An 18,813-nucleotide genomic window follows, 5' to 3' on the forward strand; every position below is an offset into this window, starting at 1 on the left:
TCACCAGCGCTCGCGCTTCTTTTGAAGCAGTTGTTTTTCTATGGGGGCGTGGTGGCTATTCCACCCAGACGAGGCGCTCACCTGTCAGACAGACGGGCAGGGCGTCTGTGGGCAACTGACCGAGTTGTTCGAACATGCGCAGGTAGTCGAAGTTGGTATAGAACTCGATGAACCGCCCATCATGGACGCGCACACTCACATGACCGGTGAAATCCAGCTTGCGTGTGCGGCTGTGATCGAAAGCCGAAACCTGCACCCGCGCCATGGCAAGATCCCCATCATCCATACTATGCGTAATGATCACATGAGGCTGATCGAGCAGCGCTTTGATGGCACAAACGACCTCTTTGTAGTCGACGCCGGGGGATACGACACCATCCAGAGCCCCATTAAAAGTGACATCTGGATCAAGCAGGTCGTCGATGACGGACAGATTGTCTTTATTCCAGACTTCTTCGAACCAGTATTTCAGCAGAGTGCTGTTTTTCATTTCAGGGAAGTTTCACATTCTGACATTTGCGGAAGGCGCCACCTACAGGCGTGTTACATATAATGTCGAGAGCCATATCGCTGTAACTTCGCAATGCTAGCGTTAAAAGGAAGGAAATTGGCAGGAATTTCCCGTCAAAGTTTAACGATAGCCGCAGTTGCTCGTAAAAGAGTATACGACATGCCCTTTTGTCGGGAGGTGCATCGCTATTTCAGGGGAGTGAAAGTGCAGGTTTCTGTTGCCAGGTACCTGCGAACCCCGCCTAACGCTGCTAGGCGCTAGGGCTTAAAGTCGGTTCAACTCGGACTGCTTACGCAGCCAGAGCAACCGGAGCACGATTGTCGTTTGCAATTGTACTGTTTTCGCCGGTAACGGTGGCAGACAGCCGAGACAAAGCTAACCCCTTTAGACGTCCGTCGATCCTGTTTCGGCCCCATAATCCCCAAACGAAGGATATTTGGTGGAGCCGCCGGGTACCGCCCCCGGGTCCGATCCGCTTATTACGAGCGCGTTTATGTCCATAGTTCCCGAAGGAACACACTGAATATAGGGTGGTTCACTGTGGAGTTAAAGGGGGAATTGACGCGCTGACGCGCGTGGCCTCCGGCGGGGATATTTGAAAGAAGATGAAGAGGGTCAGCGCTTTGCCGCGCGGCGGGCGAAGACATTAGCGGCGAGGTTGCGCGTTTCCTCCTCCAGCGCGCTGAGGCCCGCGACCGCCGCGTCTCCCTTGCCGGCTTCGATGGCATCGGTGATGCTGGTGTGCAGCGCAAGGATGGTGGCACGATCCCGCGCCGTGAAGGTGATCATGTTCATCAGCGGCTGCATCGCCTCCACGGCCCCGGCAAGCTGATAGGACAGCACCGGATTATGCGCCCCGTCCACCAACGCGCGATGAAAAGCCACATCTGACGCACAAAAGGCCTCATCCGTGAGGCCGGGTTGGCCCTGCCGAAAGATCTCTGCCCGCATGGTCGCAAGCTGATCGGCGGTTCGGCGGCTGGCCGAAAGCGGCGCACAAGCCCGTTCCAGCGCATATCGGGCCTCGCAGGCGGTGTCGAAACTCACCGCGTTCATGCTCAGAAGCAGCGTCGAGGTGGTGATCTGCTGGCTGTAGGCGTCCTCGAAACTGAGACGGTTGACGAAGGCCCCTCCGGTCGCGCCGCGTTGGGTGCGGATCAGGGATTGCGCGGCGAGGCGTTTCAAACCTTCGCGTACGGTTGCGCGAGACACTTGAAATTGCTCGGCCAATTCCGATTCCGAGGGCAGACGTTCGTCGACGATCAGATCGCCCGCAACAATGGCATCACGAATGGCGGTGGCAATCTGGGCAGAGAGATCTGCGGTGCTGTTTGGGTCGATCTTCAAAACGGTTTTCCCTCACGTCAGACGGGGTGTTTGGAATTTTTATTTGTCAGACATTTAAAAGTCTGACATTTGATTCACAAGAGCTATTGAGTCGCAGCGAGACGGGGAGGTCATCGCAAAACCATGCTTAAAGCACGCCTGACAGAGAGTATTCGCCAAATGAGCGGCCTGCATTGGCTCTTGCTCTTTGGTGGTATTCTGCTGGCTTGGGCTGCGTTGTTTGCCATGTCGGTGCCGGAGAATTTGCGCGATGCGGGAGCGCTATATGGTGCGGATTTCTGGGTGTCGCTATGTACCATGACGCCGGATGCTGCAGGTGCGGGCAAGATGGCACTGATGTGGGTGTTGATGTCGGCGGCGATGATGGCGCCCACGGCACTGCCGGCCTTTGCCACCTACGATGATCTGAGCCAATCGGCGGAAGGAACCCGGTTTGGGGATCTGGTTCTTGGTTATCTGATGGTCTGGATTGGATTTTCGCTGCTGGCAGCCGCTCTGCAGCTGGCGCTTGTCCATGCGGGTATGGTCAGCGTTTTTGGCGACAGCCGTTCGTCCCTGCTGTCGGCGGTGCTCCTGCTGATTGCCGGGGGCTACCAGTTCACGCCGCTCAAAGACGCTTGCCTGTCCAAATGCCGCCGCCCGCTGGTGTTCTTTATGCAGCATTGGGAGGAGGGCCCATTGCGCAACGGTCTGCGCCTTGGTGCGGTCTGTTTGGGATGCTGCTGGGCGCTGATGCTTCTGGCCTTTGTCGGTGGGGTCATGAACCTCGTCTTCATGGGGCTGGCGACGGTTTTTATGGTTCTGGAAAAACTGCCCGAGATCGGGCGCTGGCTGACCCGTCCGATGGGCGTTGTCCTCTGCGCGTCGGGACTTTGGCTTCTTGTGACATCTGTTTGAATTGGGAGGAAAAATCACATGGCAAATCCGCAAGCCGCATCGGCGCCCGAGCTCATGCCTTGGGCGATCAAGGGCGAGCTGATCCTGAACTGCAACTGTACGGTCTTTTGCCCCTGCGTGGTGTCGCTGGGCAAGCATCCGCCCACCGAAGGTTACTGTCAGGCTTGGGCGGGCGTGCGCATCGATGAAGGGCACTATGGCGACGCCGATCTGTCTGGTCTGAATGTCGGGCTGATCCTGGAAATCCCGGGATTGATGGCCCGCGGCAACTGGAAGGCAGCAGCCTATATCGACGAGCGCGCGAGTGAAGAAGCCTACGACGGTCTGATCGATATTTTCTCTGGAAAAGCAAGGGGAACCACGGGGCTCTTCAAGGTTTTGGTGAGCGAATTCCTCGGCGCGGAGCGCGCCCCGGTGCTGTTTGAAACCGAAGGCAAGACCCGCCGCCTGATCGTGGGCAAGCAGATCCACGGTGAGGTTGTTCCGGTGGGCGGGGCCGACAGCGAACAGGACATTGTGGTCACCAACACCGAGTATTGGATGGGCCCGGACATCACCGTTGCCACCGCCACCAAGGGCCGCGTGCGCGCCTTTGGCCGGGTATGGGATTTTGACGGGCGCTCGGCCGAGATCTGCCAGATCGACTGGAAAGGTCCACGCTAAGGTGACATCGGGCGGCGGCCAGACTGGCGCGCCGCTCATCTCAACACTCGTGCCATGAAAGGGATCGCCATGGCCGTTATTCAACCTAACATCTCCCTGTCCCGCCGCCTGCGCCGCACCCCGTTTTCCGACGGGGTCGAGGCCGCAGGTGTCAAAGGCTACACCGTTTACAACCACATGCTGCTTCCAACCGTTTTTGAAAGCGTGGAGGCGGATTATCACCACCTCAAACGCCATGTGCAGGTCTGGGACGTGGCCTGTGAACGGCAGGTGGAGTTGCGCGGCCCGGATGCGGGACGGCTGATGCAAATGCTCACCCCGCGCGATCTGCGCGGCATGATGCCCGGCCAGTGCTACTATGTGCCCATCGTGGATGAGACCGGCGGCATGCTGAACGATCCGGTGGCGGTGAAGCTGGCCGAGGACCGCTGGTGGATCTCCATCGCCGACAGTGATCTCCTCTATTGGGTGAAGGGCATCGCCAATGGCTGGCGGCTGGATGTGCTGGTGGATGAACCGGATGTCTCGCCACTGGCCATACAGGGACCCAAGGCCGAGGATTTGATGGCCCGGGTCTTTGGCGAGACCGTGCGCGCGATCCGGTTTTTTCGCTTTGGCGTTTATCAGTTCGAAGGGCGCGACCTGGTGGTGGCGCGCTCGGGTTACTCGAAACAGGGTGGGTTCGAGATCTACGTCGAAGGCAGCGACATCGGCATGCCGCTCTGGCATCGGCTGTTTGAGGCGGGCGCGGATCTGGAGGTGCGGGCAGGCTGTCCAAACCTGATCGAGCGGATCGAAAGTGGCCTGCTGAGCTATGGCAACGACATGACCGACGACAACACGCCGCATGAATGCGGGCTGGGCCGCTTCTGCAACACCCATACGGCGATCGGCTGTATCGGCCGCGACGCCCTTCTCCGGGTGGCTAAGGAAGGTCCGGTGCAGCAGATCCGCCCCATCGCCATTGCGGGCGACGCGGTGCCGCCCTGTGACCGGTTCTGGCCGCTCTATGCCAATGGCCGCCGGGTGGGGCGGGTGTCCTCGGCCACATGGTCGCCCGATCACGCCACCAATGTCGCCATCGGCATGGTGAAGATGACCCAATGGGACGCGGGCTCTCGCGTCGAGGTCGAGACACCGGACGGCATGCGCGATGCGACCGTCCACGAGAATTTCTGGAATTAACGGGAGAGATCAACATGTTCAAAGCACTGGTGATGACGAAAGACGCAGACAGCGGTAAGGCCTCTGCGGCCATTGAAGAGCTGAACGAGGATCAGTTGCCCGACGGTGAGGTCACTGTTGCGGTCGACTATTCCACCGTGAACTACAAGGACGGCCTCTGCCTCAGCGCCAAGGGTGGCGGTTTGGTGCGCAATTATCCGCATGTGCCGGGGATCGATTTTGCAGGCACCGTGGAGGCATCATCGGATGATCGCTACAAACCCGGCGACAAGGTGGTGCTGACCGGTTGGCGCGTGGGCGAGGCCCATTGGGGCGGATATGCGCAAAAGGCGCGGGTCAAGGCGGATTGGCTGGTGCCACTGCCGGATGGGATCACGGCGCGTCAGGCCATGGCGGTGGGAACGGCTGGTTTTACCGCAATGCTGGCGGTGATGGCGCTGGAAGATCACGGTCTGAAACCGGGGAACGGCCCGGTGGGCCCGGTGCTGGTCACCGGTGCTGCGGGCGGTGTTGGATCGGTGGCGACAGCAATCCTCGCACATCTGGGCTATGAGGTGGCAGCGGTCACCGGGCGGCCGGAGACGGCGGATTACCTCAAGAGCCTTGGTGCGACGCAGATCGTACCACGCGCGGATCTGAACGAGACCGTCAAACGCCCGCTGGAGAGTGAGACCTGGGCCGGCTGCGTTGACGCGGTTGGCGGCGACATGTTGGCGCGGGTGCTGGGCCAGATGAAATACGGCGCTTCGGTTGCGGCGGTGGGTCTGGCGGGCGGCGCGGCGCTTCCGGCAACCGTGATCCCGTTCCTGCTGCGCGGCGTGAACCTCTTGGGCATCGATTCCGTGATGCAGCCGTTTGAGAACCGCCAGCGGGCATGGCAGCGGATTGCCTCGGACCTGCCGATGGACAGGCTCGACGCGATGGTGCACTCCGCGACGCTAGCAGATCTGCCGCAACTGGGCGCGGATATTCTTGCCGGGCAGGTCAAGGGGCGCGTTGTGGTCGATGTGAACGGCTAAGGCGGCTGACACCTGCGTGACATGCAGCCCCGGCGCGTCCTGGCGTCGCGACGGGGCGTTTCCGGGCTTGATCTTGTGGCGCGAAATTGCACTGTTCCTGCCATTGATCCGCAAAGGGAGCACGCGCCGCGCCATGGATATCGATTTTGTCCGCAAACAGTTTCCAGCTTTTGAGCAGGCCGCCCTGCAAGGACAGGCCTTTTTTGAAAACGCAGGCGGGTCTTATACCTGCCGTCAGGTGATTGATCGCCTGTTCCGGTTTTACACAGAACACAAGGTCCAGCCCTACGCGCCTTATGCAGCCTCGCAGGTTGCGGGGGCCGAGATGGACGAAGCGCGCAGCCGTCTGGCGGCGCTTTTGGGTGTGGGCGCCCAGGATGTGAGCTTTGGTCCGTCGACCACCCAGAACACCTATGTTCTGGCGCAGGCCTTTCGCAAGTTTCTGAAACCGGGCGAGAAGATCATCGTCACCAATCAGGATCACGAGGCCAACACCGGCCCCTGGCGGCGTTTGGCGGGCGAGGGCATCGAGGTGCTGGAATGGCAGATTGATCCGGCGACGGGTCATCTTGACCCAACCACGCTGGAGCCGTTGCTGGATGAAAGCGTCCGTCTGGTGTGTTTCCCGCATTGTTCCAACGTGGTGGGCGAGATCAATCCGGTGACCGAAATAACCGCGCTGGCGCATGCCGCTGGCGCTTTTGTCTGTGTCGACGGGGTCTCTTACGCGCCCCATGGCCTGCCCAATGTGGTGGAGCTGGGGCCAGATATCTATCTGTTTTCGGCCTATAAAACCTATGGCCCGCACCAGGGGATCATGGTCATCAACCCGGCGCTGGCAGAGTTGCTGCCCAATCAGGCGCATTATTTCAACGCGGATGTGCCCTACAAGCGTTTTACCCCGGCAGGACCGGATCATGCGCAGGTCGCCGCCTGTGCCGGGATGGTCGACTATTTTGAAGCACTCGCCGCCCATCACGGTGCGACGGAAACCAAGGGCGCAGCCATGGGGACCTTTGTGCACGACCTGATGCGGCAGCGCGAAATTGCCCTGTTGCAGCCGCTTCTGGACGCCGTGAAGGATCGCAACGACATCCGGTTGCTTGGCCCGTCGGCGGCTGAGGATCGTGCACCAACCGTGGCGCTTGCGCTGGGACGTGCGGCAGAGCCGGTGGCAAAGCAACTGGCAGAGCTGGGTATCATGGCCGGCGGCGGTGATTTCTATGCGGTGCGGGCGCTCAACGCCATGGGGGTGGACCCGTCCGAAGGCGTGCTGCGGCTGAGTTTTACCCATTATACCGATCAATCGGAGGTGACAGCGCTGATCGAGGCCCTAGATCGCGTCCTGTAACATCTGACTGAGCAAGGACTATGACTGACCATGGCTGACACCCGACCGGTGATCTGGTGGATCAGGCGCGACCTGCGCCTGCGTGACAATCCGGCCCTGACGGCGGCACTGGAAACGGGCGGACCGATCATTCCGCTTTATATCCACGACCCGCAGGATGAGGCCCTGGGCGCTGCTCCAAAGTTTCGGCTTGGCCTCGGGCTTGAGCGTTTTGCCAAAACGCTCAAGGGGCACGGCAGTCGATTGACCCTGCGAAAGGGGGACGCGCTTGCGGTGTTGCGCGAGGTCATCAAGGAGAGCGGAGCCGGTCATGTGATCTGGTCCCGGCTCTATGATCCAGAGGCGATCAAACGCGACACCGAGATCAAGGAACAGCTTAAAGCCGCTGATATTACGGTAAAATCCACCGGGGGGCGGCTGATGTTCGAACCCTGGACGGTCGAGACCAAAGACGGCGGCATGTACAAGGTCTACACGCCGTTCTGGAAGGCCGTGCGCGACCGCGAGGTCGAAGGTCTGATTGATGCGCCCGCACATCTGCCAAAGCCGGATGCGTGGCCTGCAACGGACAAGCTTGCAGATTACAACATGAGTGCCGCCATGCGCCGCGGTGCTGAGATCGTCGCAGGATATTGCCGGGTGGGTGAGGACGCGGCGCTGGAGCAACTGGACCGCTTCCTTGAGGAGCGGGTCGCCACCTATAAGGCGGACCGGGACTTTCCGGGGCGCGCGGCCACGTCAGAGCTGTCGGAAAACCTGGCCTGGGGCGAAATCAGTCCGCACCGGATGTGGCATCTGGGCGCGCAGGCGATGCGGGACGGCAAACAGGGTGCGGAACATTTCCTCAAAGAGGTGGTCTGGCGCGAGTTTGCCTATCACCTGATGTATCACTCGCCGCATATCCTGACTCGCAACTGGCGCGAGGAATGGGACGGTTTCCCATGGCAAGACGATCCGGGCGAGGCGCTCTTGCGCTGGCAGCAAGGGCAAACGGGCTATGATTTTGTCGATGCGGCGATGCGAGAGCTCTATGTCACCGGTAAAATGCACAATCGCGCCCGGATGATTGTGGCAAGTTTCCTCACCAAGCATCTGATGATCCATTGGAAATTCGGGATGCAGTGGTTTGAGGATTGTTTGGTGGACTGGGATCCTGCGTCCAATGCCATGGGCTGGCAATGGGTGGCAGGATCGGGGCCGGATGCCGCGCCTTTCTTTCGGATTTTCAACCCCGATGGCCAGTTGGAGAAATTCGACCCCAAAGGGCGCTACGTACGCAATTGGTTGGCAGAAGGGCAGTCGGACCCGCCCCAGACTGCGACGGATTTCTTTGCAGCCACGCCGCTAAGTTGGGGTTTGAGTCCAAAAGACGCGCGCGCGCAGCCGATTATCGATCTCAAACGCGGCCGTGAACGGGCGCTGGAGGCGTATCACGACAGCAGGGACAAAAGCTGATCGCATTTGGCCCTGAGCCACAGATAAAAGCGCGCGGCGACTTGGGGTTTGCGCTGGATTTGTGGCTCAGCTGCGCTTAGCCTTACGGGCAATCGAGCAGACATCAGGAAAATCAAATCCATGCCTACCGCCGCACACCTCGTGGCCTCTGTTGCCCTCGCTCTATTGGCGTTCGTCGTTTCAGGGCAAATCATGCCTTTGATGCCCGAATCCACAGATTTTGGCTATTTTACCCATGTAAATGTAGGGCTCGCTCTGGTGGCCGGCTGGAAAGTAATGGGACCGCGTGCCGGGCGCGGTTTCGTGCCCGGCATCAACAACGGTCTGACCGGGATGGCGGTCTTGGTGATTTGGGCTTTGATCATTCAGGGTGCGGTTGAAATGTTTCGCCTTGCGAAGCGGAATATTTACGATGGACCGTTTGAAGCACTGGCTGCGATATTTACCATCGCGCTTGAGTATTTCTTTGTGATGGCCGTTCCGACCGTTCTCGTCACTTTGGTTGTTGGCGGAACATTGGTGGGGCTGGTGACCGAGTTTGCCAGTAAACGCTGGAAGTGAAACACCTGCCAGACTGATGTGGTGTCATGAAAACATCGCAACTCCGCAGGTAAGTCAGCGCGTTCTGTGAATTCATTCCATTCATGGACAATGTACCACTTGGGGCAGTCTTCAGATGATGGTTTTGCGGTGGCGCACGCCGCGATGGAACCGTCTTCGCGCGCAAAAGGTCGAAGACATCGCAAAGGCTTGCCTGTGGCTGCTGACGACCCTTGTGATCGTGCGTGCCCCCGGCTACATCAAAAGGGAACGAGCGAAAGGGAATTTCATGCGCATTGCACGCGATCTGGCCGATGCTGTCGGTCATACCCCTCTGATCCGACTGAACAAAGTCAGCGAAGATACCGGCTGCGAAATTCTTGGCAAGGCGGAGTTTCTGAACCCCGGCCAATCCGTCAAGGATCGCGCTGCGCTCTATATTATCAAGGACGCCATCGCCCGTGGTGATTTGAAACCCGGTGGCACCATTGTCGAAGGTACGGCGGGTAACACCGGTATTGGACTGGCGCTGGTCGGGGCCTCGATGGGGTTCAAGACGGTGATTGTGATCCCGGAAACCCAGTCTGAAGAAAAGAAAGACATGCTGCGTCTGGCGGGCGCGCAATTGGTACAGGTGCCCGCAGCACCCTATAAAAATCCGAACAATTATGTCCGCTATTCGGAACGTTTGGCAAATGAGCTTGCGAAAACCGAACCAAATGGGGCCATTTGGGCAAACCAGTTCGACAATATCGCCAACCGTCAGGCGCATGTCGAAACCACTGGTCCCGAGATCTGGGAGCAGACAGGTGGCAAGGTCAATGGCTTTATCTGTGCGGTTGGCTCTGGCGGCACGCTTGCCGGTATCGCCGAGGCGCTGCAGCCCAAGGGCGTGAAGATCGGCCTTGCGGATCCTAACGGCGCGGCCCTCTATTCCTACTACACCTCAGGCGAGCTAAAATCCGAAGGCTCCTCCATCACCGAGGGAATCGGTCAGGGGCGCATCACCAAGAACCTTGAAGGGTTGAAGCCTGATTTTAATTACCAGATCCCTGATGCAGAGGCGCTGCCTTATGTCTTTGATCTGCTGCACGATGAAGGCTTGGTTCTGGGGGGCTCTTCCGGCATCAATATCGCCGGTGCGGTGCGTCTGGCGAAAGAAATGGGGCCAGGTCACACCATCGTCACCGTGCTGTGTGACTATGGCACCCGCTATCAATCCAAGCTCTTTAACCCCGAATTCCTAAAGGACAAGGGCCTGCCAGTTCCGGACTGGATGACCCATACCCCGGCATCTATTCCGGGCGTGTTCGAGGACGTCTGAACCCAATGACTAACTTTAGAACGTTTCTTCAGGTCGGCCTTCTATGGCTGACCTGTTTTCTTGTGCCACTTGCGGCTGCTGCGCAAACCGATGGTGATCAAACGCGCCTGACCGAAGCGCGAGATCTGGCTCAAACCGTGGCGTCCGGCGAATTGGGCGAATACTACGACGCGTGGCAGCGCACTGCTGATCGGGCAGAGCGGGTGCTGGATGCCCGTCGCGCCTCAAACGGTGCACTGGAGGCGCTGCGGGTCGAGTTGACCGAATACCGCCAGCAGTTTCTGGACGCCGGAAACCAGAATGCAGATCGGCTAAAAACGCTGCGGGCGCAGATTGATGCGCTCGGGCCTGCTCCGGATGACAGCGGCAGCGAGCCAGAAAATATCGCCAAACTGCGCCAGGAGCTTCAGTCACAGCTTGCAACACTGAGCGCGCCTCAGGTTTTGGCTGATCTGGGCTACAGCCGGGCGCAGGGGCTGATCACCGAGATTGACAAGCTGATCCGGGAGCGTGCCACACGCACGCTGTTGGAACGCGTCCCGATGCCGTTGAACCCTGAAAACTGGCCAGCGGCTCTTGCGGATACCGCAAAAGTACTGGGCGCGTTTTGGCATGAGACGGCAGGGCTTCTCTCGAACCCTGCGACGCGGGAGAGCATTCGCAGCCGTTTGCCGGTGATCCTTCTGCTAACAGCGGGCGCTTTGCTGTTGCTGGGCCGTGGACGCCATTGGGCGCGGCGGGCCGGGAGTTACCTGCGCGAGTTGGGATGGCGTGGCACCGGGGTATGGCGTTTTATCGTATCTCTTCTGCAGGTCCTGTTGCCTTATGTCGGGACGGTGCTGCTGGTCCGGGCCATTGATCTGTCGGGAATCCTTGGGGTGCGCGGTACGCTGTTGTTGGACGATGTGCCGCTTTGGTCCCTGATCCTGTTTGCCTCTCACTGGTTGGGGGAACGGCTTTATGTCTATGAAATCACCAATGAGCTGATCCCGTTTGAGCCGCGTTTTCAACGGCAGGTCCGGGTTATCCTTGTATCTCTGGCGCTGGTGCTGGTGATGCAGCTGATGCTGGATCGGCTCGATACGATCGAGAATTTTGCAGATGGCACCTATGCGGTCCTGAGTTGGCCGCTCATCCTGCTGGCTTCGCTGCTCTTGGTTCGGTTGAACCGCATCCGCGTGCGTCAACGCCGTCAGGAAGAACGTGATAACGGCAGTGACGATGACGAAGGCGCAATCGCTGCCGGTGCAAGCCGGGCGATGTCGCTCTTGCGTCGCGTGGTGTTTGTTTTGGCACTCATCGCTCCGGTTTTAGGCGCGCTGGGGTATATTAATGCCGCAATCGCAATCGTTTATCCTGTGATCTTGACGCTTGCGCTGGTCACGACCCTGATGATTTTGCAGCGTTTCCTATCCGATATCTACGGATGGGTGACGCGCAACAGCCAAGGGGCAGAGGATTCGCTGTTTGCGGTAATGACCGGCTTTGTGCTGGCTCTGGTCTCGCTGCCGTTCTTTGCGCTGATCTGGGGCGCGCGGACCTCTGATCTCACCGAGCTTTGGTCGCGCTTCCTTGAGGGCTTTGACATCGGGGATACCAAGATTTCTCCGACGATCTTCCTGACTTTTGTGGTGATCTTTGCGGGCGGCTATGTGCTGACGCGGCTCCTGCAAGGCAGCCTGCGCTCGTCACTCTTGCCAAAAACCAAGATCGATCCCGGCGGGCAGAACGCCATTGTGTCGGGTGTTGGCTATATCGGGATTTTCCTGTCGGCGTTGATCGCGGTGTCGACTGCAGGGCTGGATCTGTCTTCGCTGGCGATTGTGGCTGGTGCGCTATCAGTCGGGATCGGTTTTGGCCTGCAGACCATCGTGTCGAACTTTGTGTCGGGCATCATTTTGTTGATCGAGCGCCCGGTTTCCAAAGGGGACTGGATCGAAGTGGGCGGTCTCATGGGCTATGTGCGCGATATCTCTGTGCGTTCCACCCGGATTGAGACTTTTGACCGCACCGATGTGATTGTTCCGAACTCGGATCTGATTTCGGGCACAGTGACCAATTACACCCGTGGCAATACCGTGGGGCGGGTGATTGTGCCTGTCGGGGTGGCCTATGGCACCAACCCTCGCAAGGTTGAGGAGATCCTCTCCGAAGTGGCGAAATCGCATCCGATGGTGCTGATGAACCCACCGCCATCGGTGGTGTTTCAGGGCTTTGGCGCAGATAGTCTTGATTTCGAGATCCGGGCGATCCTACGGGATGTAAACTGGGTGCTCTCGGTCAAATCCGACATGAACTACGAGATCGCCAAACGGTTCGATGAAGAAGGGATCGAGATCCCATTCGCACAGCGCGATATCTGGATTCGAAATCCCGAGGCGCTGCAGTCCGGCACATCTGCGCCGGAGATAAAAACCACGCCTTCCTCCCCGGTATCAGAGCCACAGACGTCGGCGCCGCCAAAGCCGGATCTCGCGGATCTTTCGCCCGGCGAAGATGGGGACGCGGACCGGTAGGACCACAGAACCGATGCACAAATAACGCCGCTGCCAGGATCTCCTGCAGCGGCGTTTTTTTATCTGAAACGGAGCGGGGAGCCGCAAGCTTCACTGCGCGAACTGCTCCGGAAACCAGATGATTAACTCCATCTTCACAAATACTTAGGGCGAAATGGACGGATTGGAAAAAAACTGAACTTTTTCTTAGAAAGCCTATTGCAATCCCCTCCGTAATGCATCAAAAGTCGCCTCCACGGAGAGGTGGCCGAGTGGTCGAAGGCGCACGCCTGGAAAGTGTGTAGGCGGGAAACCGTCTCCAGGGTTCGAATCCCTGTCTCTCCGCCATAACCCCAAAATGACTGTGTCCTGAGTTTGATCGTGTGATCAGGCAAGTTGCATTTGCCTTGATGCGCGCCTCTTGGCTGAAGTGTCGTCAAAACTTCATAGAAGTCCGCATTCTTGGGCGTGAACTTCTCTGCATGAGGCGCTAGGACCATTGCATCGACACCTACAGAAGGCACAGGTCGCATGCGGTTGGATCACGACATTGAAAACGCTCTTATTTCCATGGTCAGAGATGCTGCGCGCATCGAGATCATGCCGCGCTTTCGCAATCTGTCTGCTGGGGCGATCACCGCGAAATCGTCGTCAATCGATTTGGTGACCGTTGCCGATGTCGCCGCAGAAGAACATGTAACCCGCGCGTTGCAGACAATCCTTCCGGGCGCGGTTGTTATTGGCGAAGAAGCGGTGTCAGCAGATCCTGCCATTCTGGATCAGGTCGCAGACGCAGAGGTTGCTGTGATCGTCGACCCGATTGATGGCACTTGGAACTATGCGCATGGGCTTTCCACCTTTGGTGTCATTCTTGCGGTGACGGTGCGCGGTAAAACCGTTTTTGGCCTCCTTTATGACCCGGTAAATGATGACTGGGTTCAGGCCAGCTTAGGGGGCGGCGCGTGGATGGCGTCTCCGGGCCTTGATCCGCGCCGTCTGCAGGTTGCACCCCAGCGCGCCTTTAGTGAGGCGAATGGATTTGTACCGCACTTCATGTTTGCCAAAGACGATCAACTGGCAGTGGTCCAGGGGATGGCACGGGCAAAGCGCGTGACATCCTTGTTCTGTTCTTGCCATGAGTACCGAATGATGGCGCAAGGGCATGTGGACTTTGTCCAGACCGAAGGGCTGAACTGCTGGGATCATGCTGCAGGCGTGTTGGCCGCGTTGGAAGCGGGGGGACATGCGCAACTCTCTGATGGTCGTGATTATGCGCCTGAATTCACCCAAGGGCATCTGACGGTCGCCACCGGTCAGCAGTTGCGCGATGAGGTCATATCGGAGCTTGGCCTGCGTTAACCCTGTCTCTTGGCGGCGGCAGTTGCCTGTTCTAGGCTCCATCCGGCGATAGGGAGGAGTGCCATGTCAGAGGATAATCAATTGATCACCCGGCAGGATGACGCAGGTGTTGCGCGCCTGACGCTCAATCAGCCGCGTAGTATCAATGCCCTTTCCGAGGCGATGCTGAAGGCGCTGCAATCGATGCTTGATGACATCGCCAAGGACCGCAGTGTGCGTGTGGTGATCCTCTCCGGGGCGGGGGATCACTTTTGCGCCGGTCATAACCTCAAGGAAATGACTGCGGCGCGTGAGCAGGGCGATGGTGGCTATGACTATTTCCAGGCGCTGTTTGCCACGTGCTCGCGGATGATGCAGACCATTGTGGAGCTGCCGCAGCCAGTGATTGCCGAAGTTTCAGGCATCGCAACCGCAGCGGGCTGCCAACTGGTTGCAACCTGTGATCTGGCGGTCGCCGCTGAAGATGCCCGTTTTGCAACATCCGGTGTCACCATTGGCTTGTTCTGTTCTACGCCAATGGTCGCGCTCACCCGCAACCTGTCTCGCAAACATGCTATGGAAATGCTGTTGCTTGGAGAGTTTATCTCCGCGCAGCGGGCGGCTGAGATGGGGCTCGTCAATCGGGTTGTACCACTGGCAGACCTCAGCCGAGAGACCATGGATCTGGCCCGCCGCATCGCCGATAAATCTCCGGCAGCGATCAAGATCGGGAAAACGGCGTTTTATGAGCAAGCCCAGATGTCTTTGTCGGACGCCTATGCCTACGCAGGGCAGGCCATGGCCGAAAACATGATGGCGCGCGATGCCGAGGCAGGGATCGGGGCGTTTATCTCAAAATCTCCGATGCCGGACTGGACAGGCGAGTGATCCTGTACCGCGCCGGTTTTCACCGTCAAATGCTATGCCCTCGACGCCCGGATCACAAAGATGCGATGATTCGGGCGTGTTTTTCGTATAGGTGAGAAACAGAAGCGGGCATGGTGCGAGATTTCCAGCAAACCGGGCAACAATCGATTTCACCGAATTGAGCATGCGTTGAATGCATCAGACCCCAGTGCCGGTTTGGCGCAAGTTTCGGAACCGGAAACAAATGATCTGTCATGGGCGCGCTCATTGTCGCTCTGCGCGAATTAGGCGCAAATTTTAGCCAAATTTAGTGGATCAGCCGAGCTCAATGCCGCAAAGCGGTGGTTTCACGGAAACAATAGAAGAGAAGTACACTCACCTATTTCGTGGCTGCTCTATGCTTGTGGAGGGCGGGCGCTGGCGTTTCGGCTAGGTGCACTGCCTCAGCTCCGGTATGTCTTTGGAACCTTGCCACAGCCATGAATGATGGCGGGCGAGGTGGAACGGGGGCAAACCTCGACCTAACGACAGTGAAGGAGACCGCAGCATGGCCAAATCACACGACAACGCGCCGAAAAGGCCGTCGTCTGGGGGGCATAATTCGGCTCAGGGCTGCGAACGGGTCACTCCCTGCTTTACCCCCGGCACACTGATTGCAACGCCGCGTGGTGAACGCCTTGTGGAAAACCTGCGGGTTGGGGATCGGGTTATTACCCGCGACAATGGCATTCAGGAAATCCGCTGGTTTGGCCACAACGCTATGGGGCAAGAAGATCTGTCACATGCCGCGCATTTGCAGCCAATCCTGATCCGTCAGGGGGCATTGGGCAACGGTCTACCAGAACGCGATATGATGGTCAGCCCCAACCACCGTGTGTTGGTCGCCAACGATAAAACCGCGCTCTATTTTGAGGATCGCGAGGTCTTGGTGGCGGCAAAACATCTGACCGGCCTGACCGGGATCGATGCAATTGTGACCACGGCGGTGACCTACATTCACTTCATGTTCAATCAACACGAGGTGGTGCTGTCTGACGGTGCGTGGACCGAGAGTTTTCAACCGGTAGACCAATCGCTGCGTGGGTTGGACAACGCCCAGCGCAACGAGATTTTCGAACTGTTCCCAGAGCTTCGCACACAGGAGGGGCAAAAAGCCTATCCTTCTGCGCGCCGTGAGCTGAAAGAACGCGAAGCGCGGATGTTGCTGCACTAATTTTGCATCGTGGCACTAGCGATTTTGGTCCGCGCGCCACGCCGCCCAATCCTCCGGCGTATCCAGATCCGTCAGCGCGTGGCGGCCGGGCAGGGGGACGTGCCTCACCGATTCTACCCTCAAAAGCGCCTTGGCACCGCTGTCGCCTGTCAGGGTTTTGAGTGCGTGAAAACAGCGCCGTGGAAACAGGACCGGATGACCGGGGTGAGGCTGGCCCTGATCGTCCACACTGCTCGCGCGCAGGATCGTGCCGTTCGGTCCATCAAACTGATCCGCGAGCGCGTGAAAATCTGCGGTGGTGATCTCCGGCATGTCTGCGGGCAGGATCATCACACCCGCCGTGTCATCGGGAAGATTCGATACCCCCGCGCGGATTGACGCGCTCATGCCCTGGTCTGCGCCGGAGACTGGGATCAGTTTTGCCCCGTGAATGGCACCTGCGCGCGGATGATCCAGGTCGGGTAGGGTGACAAAAAGAGCAAAATCGGTTGCCCGTGCTTGCTGCGCCAAATGCGCAATGAGCGGCTGACCTGCGACGCATTCCATCAGCTTATCGCCCCCTCGCATACGCGTTGAAGCACCCGCAGCAAGCAGCAGGATCACAAGATTTGCGTCACCAGATGTGGGGTTGAGTGTCATGGGCGACCTTGTTCTGACGGCAACCTTATCCGCAAGGCGTCCTGACACTCAATGGATAGTGAGACCTAAGCGGGTTGGCTCTGGGCCAGCGCGTCGTTCAGGACCTCCAGCACCTTATCCTGTGGCACATCGGCGGTCACAAAAGCCTCACCAATGCCGCGCGCGAGGATAAAGCGAAGCTGGCCATCGACCACTTTCTTGTCCTGTCCCATCAGTCGGAGCAATTCTTCAGCCGGGGGCAGATCGCCGGGGATATCGGCCAGATCGGTCTTCATACCCATGGTTTTTAGGTGCGCACGTACACGGCTGGGGTCTTCTTGGCTGCACAGCCCGAGACGGGCCGAAAGCTCAAACGCCAATGCGCAGCCGATGGCGACGCCCTCGCCATGCAACAGGCGGTCGCTATACCCTGTTGCCGCTTCGAGCGCGTGGCAGAAGGTATGCCCGAGGTTCAGCAGCGCCCGGTCCCCTTGTTCTGTCTCATCACGGGCCACGATATCAGCTTTCATCTGGACGGATCGCGCCACCGCCTCGACCCGCAGCGCCATGTCGCCAGCCGCCATGGCGGGCGCGTTGACCTCTAGCCAGTCAAAAAACGCGGCATCTCCAAGCAACCCGTATTTCACCACCTCGCCGTAGCCTGCGAGAAAGTCACGCTCCGTGAGCGTGCCAAGGATCGCAGTATCTGCAAGCACCAAGGTGGGCTGATGGAACGCACCAATCAGGTTTTTACCTTGCGGAGCGTTGATGCCGGTTTTGCCGCCAACAGAGCTGTCGACCTGCGCCAACAACGATGTAGGGATCTGCACGAAACGCACGCCCCGGCGCAGGACAGATGCCGCAAACCCTGCAAGATCACCGATGACGCCGCCACCAAAGGCGATGACAATATCGCCGCGTTCAACCCGTTTTTCCAACAGCCACTCAACCGCGCGCGTAAATTGCGGCCAGTCTTTGGTGGCTTCGCCCGCGGGCAGGGCGAGCGCTTCCATTTCGATGCCCTCGGCGGCAAGTCCTGCGCGCAAAGCCTCAAGATGGAGTGCGGCCACGGTTTCATCCGTCAGCACCGCCACTTTTTTGCGGCTTACAAAGGGCGCAATCCGCTTACCGGCTTCTGCCACCAGATCCGGTCCGATCACCACGTCATAGGCGCGCGCACCAAGAGGGACATGAACGATCTGTTCCATCAATTAAACTCCAGTACATCGGGACGGGCGCGCAGTGCCTCGAGCACCCGGTCCACCATATTGTCGATCGAAACCTGCCCGTCGGAGATCACCTTGAGGTCCGCCTGCGCATAGATCGGCACCCGCGCGTGATAAAGATCCGAGAGCGATTTGTATGGATCGGGGGACCGGAGCAGCGGACGTGTGTCGCGACCTTTGACGCGCTTCCAGAGCACCTCAAGGTCAGCTTGCAGACAGACGGACACACCAGCTTCTGACATCACTGTTCGGTTTCGCTCCGCCAGAAAGGCACCGCCACCGGTCGACAGGACCCCGCATTCTTCTTTTAGAAGACGGGTGATGACCTGATGTTCCTTCTCGCGAAAAAACGGCTCACCATCGCGGGCGAATATCTCGGGGATCGACATATTGGCGGCGGCTTCGATCTCGTGATCGCTGTCGAGAAACGGCACATCCAGCCGCGCAGCCAAAGCCCGACCTACGGCGGTTTTCCCGGCACCCATCATCCCCACCAGCACAATGGTCTTCTTCAATTTTCCCGGCGCGCAACTTTCTGCCGTCGCATTGGTGATTTGGTGATTTTCGCTCATTCTTCTGTGAATGACGTGATATTGGCAAAAAGGCCATATATAAAACTCTCAAAACACACAAAGAAGCAGGCTCCGGGACCCCCATGGCACGTTTAATAAAATACTTGGCTATCCTCATCCTATTGGCGGCAATCGCGTTGATTGCATATGCCTACGTAGGGCCTTGGTTCGGTGCGGATTTCTCAGCACCCT

General features: G+C 58.6%; 17 protein-coding genes, 1 tRNA gene and 1 other RNA gene. 13 read left to right on the forward strand and 6 right to left on the reverse strand.

Annotated elements, in window-relative coordinates; translation table 11 throughout:
* Positions 1-55 precede the first annotated feature (55 nt).
* The 3 genes from QNI81_RS05905 to QNI81_RS05915 form a co-directional block, all read right to left on the reverse strand.
* Positions 56-490 carry an ester cyclase gene (locus QNI81_RS05905; RefSeq protein ID WP_283967680.1) on the reverse strand — a complete coding sequence of 145 codons (435 nt, stop codon included), beginning with the start codon at positions 488-490 and terminating at the stop codon, positions 56-58.
* A 224-nt stretch (positions 491-714) separates the two neighbouring features.
* Positions 715-1,066, reverse strand: a transfer-messenger RNA (tmRNA) gene (gene ssrA, locus QNI81_RS05910).
* Positions 1,067-1,126: 60 nt separating this feature from the next.
* Entirely contained in the window at positions 1,127-1,858 is a 732-nt protein-coding gene (locus QNI81_RS05915) for a FadR/GntR family transcriptional regulator (protein ID WP_283967681.1), read from the reverse strand.
* Between the two features lie 123 nt (positions 1,859-1,981).
* On the opposite strand from QNI81_RS05915, the gene QNI81_RS05920 reads away from it, so the two are divergent.
* The 13 genes from QNI81_RS05920 to QNI81_RS05980 all read left to right on the forward strand — a co-directional run bounded on the left by QNI81_RS05920 (position 1,982) and on the right by QNI81_RS05980 (position 16,205).
* Positions 1,982-2,755 (forward strand): DUF2182 domain-containing protein, encoded by a 774-nt coding sequence (locus tag QNI81_RS05920; RefSeq protein WP_283967682.1) that lies wholly within the window; start codon positions 1,982-1,984, stop codon positions 2,753-2,755.
* A gap of 18 nt (positions 2,756-2,773) precedes the next feature.
* Positions 2,774-3,418, forward strand: a complete 645-nt coding sequence (locus tag QNI81_RS05925; RefSeq protein WP_126136896.1) for a DUF1326 domain-containing protein — start codon at positions 2,774-2,776, stop codon at positions 3,416-3,418.
* A 69-nt stretch (positions 3,419-3,487) separates the two neighbouring features.
* Positions 3,488-4,603 (forward strand): dimethylsulfoniopropionate demethylase, encoded by a 1,116-nt coding sequence (locus tag QNI81_RS05930; RefSeq protein WP_283967683.1) that lies wholly within the window; start codon positions 3,488-3,490, stop codon positions 4,601-4,603.
* A gap of 14 nt (positions 4,604-4,617) precedes the next feature.
* A complete protein-coding gene (gene acuI / locus QNI81_RS05935) occupies positions 4,618-5,622 on the forward strand; it encodes an acryloyl-CoA reductase (protein WP_283967684.1) in 1,005 nt (334 codons plus the stop codon).
* Between the two features lie 133 nt (positions 5,623-5,755).
* On the forward strand, positions 5,756-6,973 hold the full coding sequence (locus QNI81_RS05940) for an aminotransferase class V-fold PLP-dependent enzyme (RefSeq protein WP_283967870.1): 1,218 nt from the start codon (positions 5,756-5,758) through the stop codon (positions 6,971-6,973).
* Positions 6,974-7,003: 30 nt separating this feature from the next.
* Positions 7,004-8,428, forward strand: a complete 1,425-nt coding sequence (locus tag QNI81_RS05945) for a cryptochrome/photolyase family protein (protein ID WP_283967685.1) — start codon at positions 7,004-7,006, stop codon at positions 8,426-8,428.
* A gap of 120 nt (positions 8,429-8,548) precedes the next feature.
* A complete protein-coding gene (locus tag QNI81_RS05950) occupies positions 8,549-8,989 on the forward strand; it encodes a TrgA family protein (RefSeq protein WP_005638858.1) in 441 nt (146 codons plus the stop codon).
* Between the two features lie 268 nt (positions 8,990-9,257).
* Positions 9,258-10,292, forward strand: coding sequence for a cysteine synthase A (locus QNI81_RS05955; RefSeq protein ID WP_283967686.1), 1,035 nt, complete (start codon positions 9,258-9,260; stop codon positions 10,290-10,292).
* Positions 10,293-10,297: 5 nt separating this feature from the next.
* Positions 10,298-12,808, forward strand: a complete 2,511-nt coding sequence (locus QNI81_RS05960) for a DUF3772 domain-containing protein (RefSeq protein WP_283967687.1) — start codon at positions 10,298-10,300, stop codon at positions 12,806-12,808.
* A gap of 237 nt (positions 12,809-13,045) precedes the next feature.
* Positions 13,046-13,135: transfer RNA gene (locus QNI81_RS05965), tRNA-Ser, on the forward strand.
* A gap of 183 nt (positions 13,136-13,318) precedes the next feature.
* A complete protein-coding gene (locus QNI81_RS05970; protein ID WP_283967688.1) occupies positions 13,319-14,146 on the forward strand; it encodes an inositol monophosphatase family protein in 828 nt (275 codons plus the stop codon).
* A gap of 63 nt (positions 14,147-14,209) precedes the next feature.
* Positions 14,210-15,013, forward strand: a complete 804-nt coding sequence (locus tag QNI81_RS05975; protein WP_283967689.1) for an enoyl-CoA hydratase — start codon at positions 14,210-14,212, stop codon at positions 15,011-15,013.
* 526 nt (positions 15,014-15,539) lie between these two features.
* Positions 15,540-16,205, forward strand: coding sequence for a Hint domain-containing protein (locus QNI81_RS05980; protein WP_110364294.1), 666 nt, complete (start codon positions 15,540-15,542; stop codon positions 16,203-16,205).
* A gap of 15 nt (positions 16,206-16,220) precedes the next feature.
* On the opposite strand, the gene QNI81_RS05985 is transcribed toward QNI81_RS05980, so the two are convergent.
* The 3 genes from QNI81_RS05985 to QNI81_RS05995 all read right to left on the reverse strand — a co-directional run bounded on the left by QNI81_RS05985 (position 16,221) and on the right by QNI81_RS05995 (position 18,621).
* On the reverse strand, positions 16,221-16,844 hold the full coding sequence (locus tag QNI81_RS05985; protein ID WP_283967690.1) for a nucleotidyltransferase family protein: 624 nt from the start codon (positions 16,842-16,844) through the stop codon (positions 16,221-16,223).
* 65 nt (positions 16,845-16,909) lie between these two features.
* Complete coding sequence (aroB, locus tag QNI81_RS05990; RefSeq protein WP_283967691.1) at positions 16,910-18,031, reverse strand: 3-dehydroquinate synthase; 1,122 nt, start codon at positions 18,029-18,031, stop codon at positions 16,910-16,912.
* Positions 18,031-18,621, reverse strand: coding sequence for a shikimate kinase (locus QNI81_RS05995; RefSeq protein ID WP_283967692.1), 591 nt, complete (start codon positions 18,619-18,621; stop codon positions 18,031-18,033). The genes aroB and QNI81_RS05995 overlap by 1 nt, the downstream gene beginning before the upstream one ends.
* Between the last annotated feature and the right edge of the window lie 192 nt (positions 18,622-18,813).

This window comes from Tritonibacter sp. AK171, from assembly GCF_030127025.1.
GTDB lineage: Bacteria > Pseudomonadota > Alphaproteobacteria > Rhodobacterales > Rhodobacteraceae > Epibacterium > Epibacterium mobile.

Coding starts and splice junctions, on each gene's coding strand:
- QNI81_RS05905 (WP_283967680.1), bottom strand. CDS start 490: ATGAAAAACAGCACTCTGCTGAAATACTGGTTCGAAGAAGTCTGGAAT.
- QNI81_RS05920 (WP_283967682.1), top strand. CDS start 1,982: ATGCTTAAAGCACGCCTGACAGAGAGTATTCGCCAAATGAGCGGCCTG.
- QNI81_RS05925 (WP_126136896.1), top strand. CDS start 2,774: ATGGCAAATCCGCAAGCCGCATCGGCGCCCGAGCTCATGCCTTGGGCG.
- QNI81_RS05930 (WP_283967683.1), top strand. CDS start 3,488: ATGGCCGTTATTCAACCTAACATCTCCCTGTCCCGCCGCCTGCGCCGC.
- acuI (WP_283967684.1), top strand. CDS start 4,618: ATGTTCAAAGCACTGGTGATGACGAAAGACGCAGACAGCGGTAAGGCC.
- QNI81_RS05940 (WP_283967870.1), top strand. CDS start 5,756: ATGGATATCGATTTTGTCCGCAAACAGTTTCCAGCTTTTGAGCAGGCC.
- QNI81_RS05945 (WP_283967685.1), top strand. CDS start 7,004: ATGGCTGACACCCGACCGGTGATCTGGTGGATCAGGCGCGACCTGCGC.
- QNI81_RS05950 (WP_005638858.1), top strand. CDS start 8,549: ATGCCTACCGCCGCACACCTCGTGGCCTCTGTTGCCCTCGCTCTATTG.
- QNI81_RS05955 (WP_283967686.1), top strand. CDS start 9,258: ATGCGCATTGCACGCGATCTGGCCGATGCTGTCGGTCATACCCCTCTG.
- QNI81_RS05960 (WP_283967687.1), top strand. CDS start 10,298: ATGACTAACTTTAGAACGTTTCTTCAGGTCGGCCTTCTATGGCTGACC.
- QNI81_RS05970 (WP_283967688.1), top strand. CDS start 13,319: ATGCGGTTGGATCACGACATTGAAAACGCTCTTATTTCCATGGTCAGA.
- QNI81_RS05975 (WP_283967689.1), top strand. CDS start 14,210: ATGTCAGAGGATAATCAATTGATCACCCGGCAGGATGACGCAGGTGTT.
- QNI81_RS05980 (WP_110364294.1), top strand. CDS start 15,540: ATGGCCAAATCACACGACAACGCGCCGAAAAGGCCGTCGTCTGGGGGG.
- QNI81_RS05985 (WP_283967690.1), bottom strand. CDS start 16,844: ATGACACTCAACCCCACATCTGGTGACGCAAATCTTGTGATCCTGCTG.
- aroB (WP_283967691.1), bottom strand. CDS start 18,031: ATGGAACAGATCGTTCATGTCCCTCTTGGTGCGCGCGCCTATGACGTG.
- QNI81_RS05995 (WP_283967692.1), bottom strand. CDS start 18,621: ATGAGCGAAAATCACCAAATCACCAATGCGACGGCAGAAAGTTGCGCG.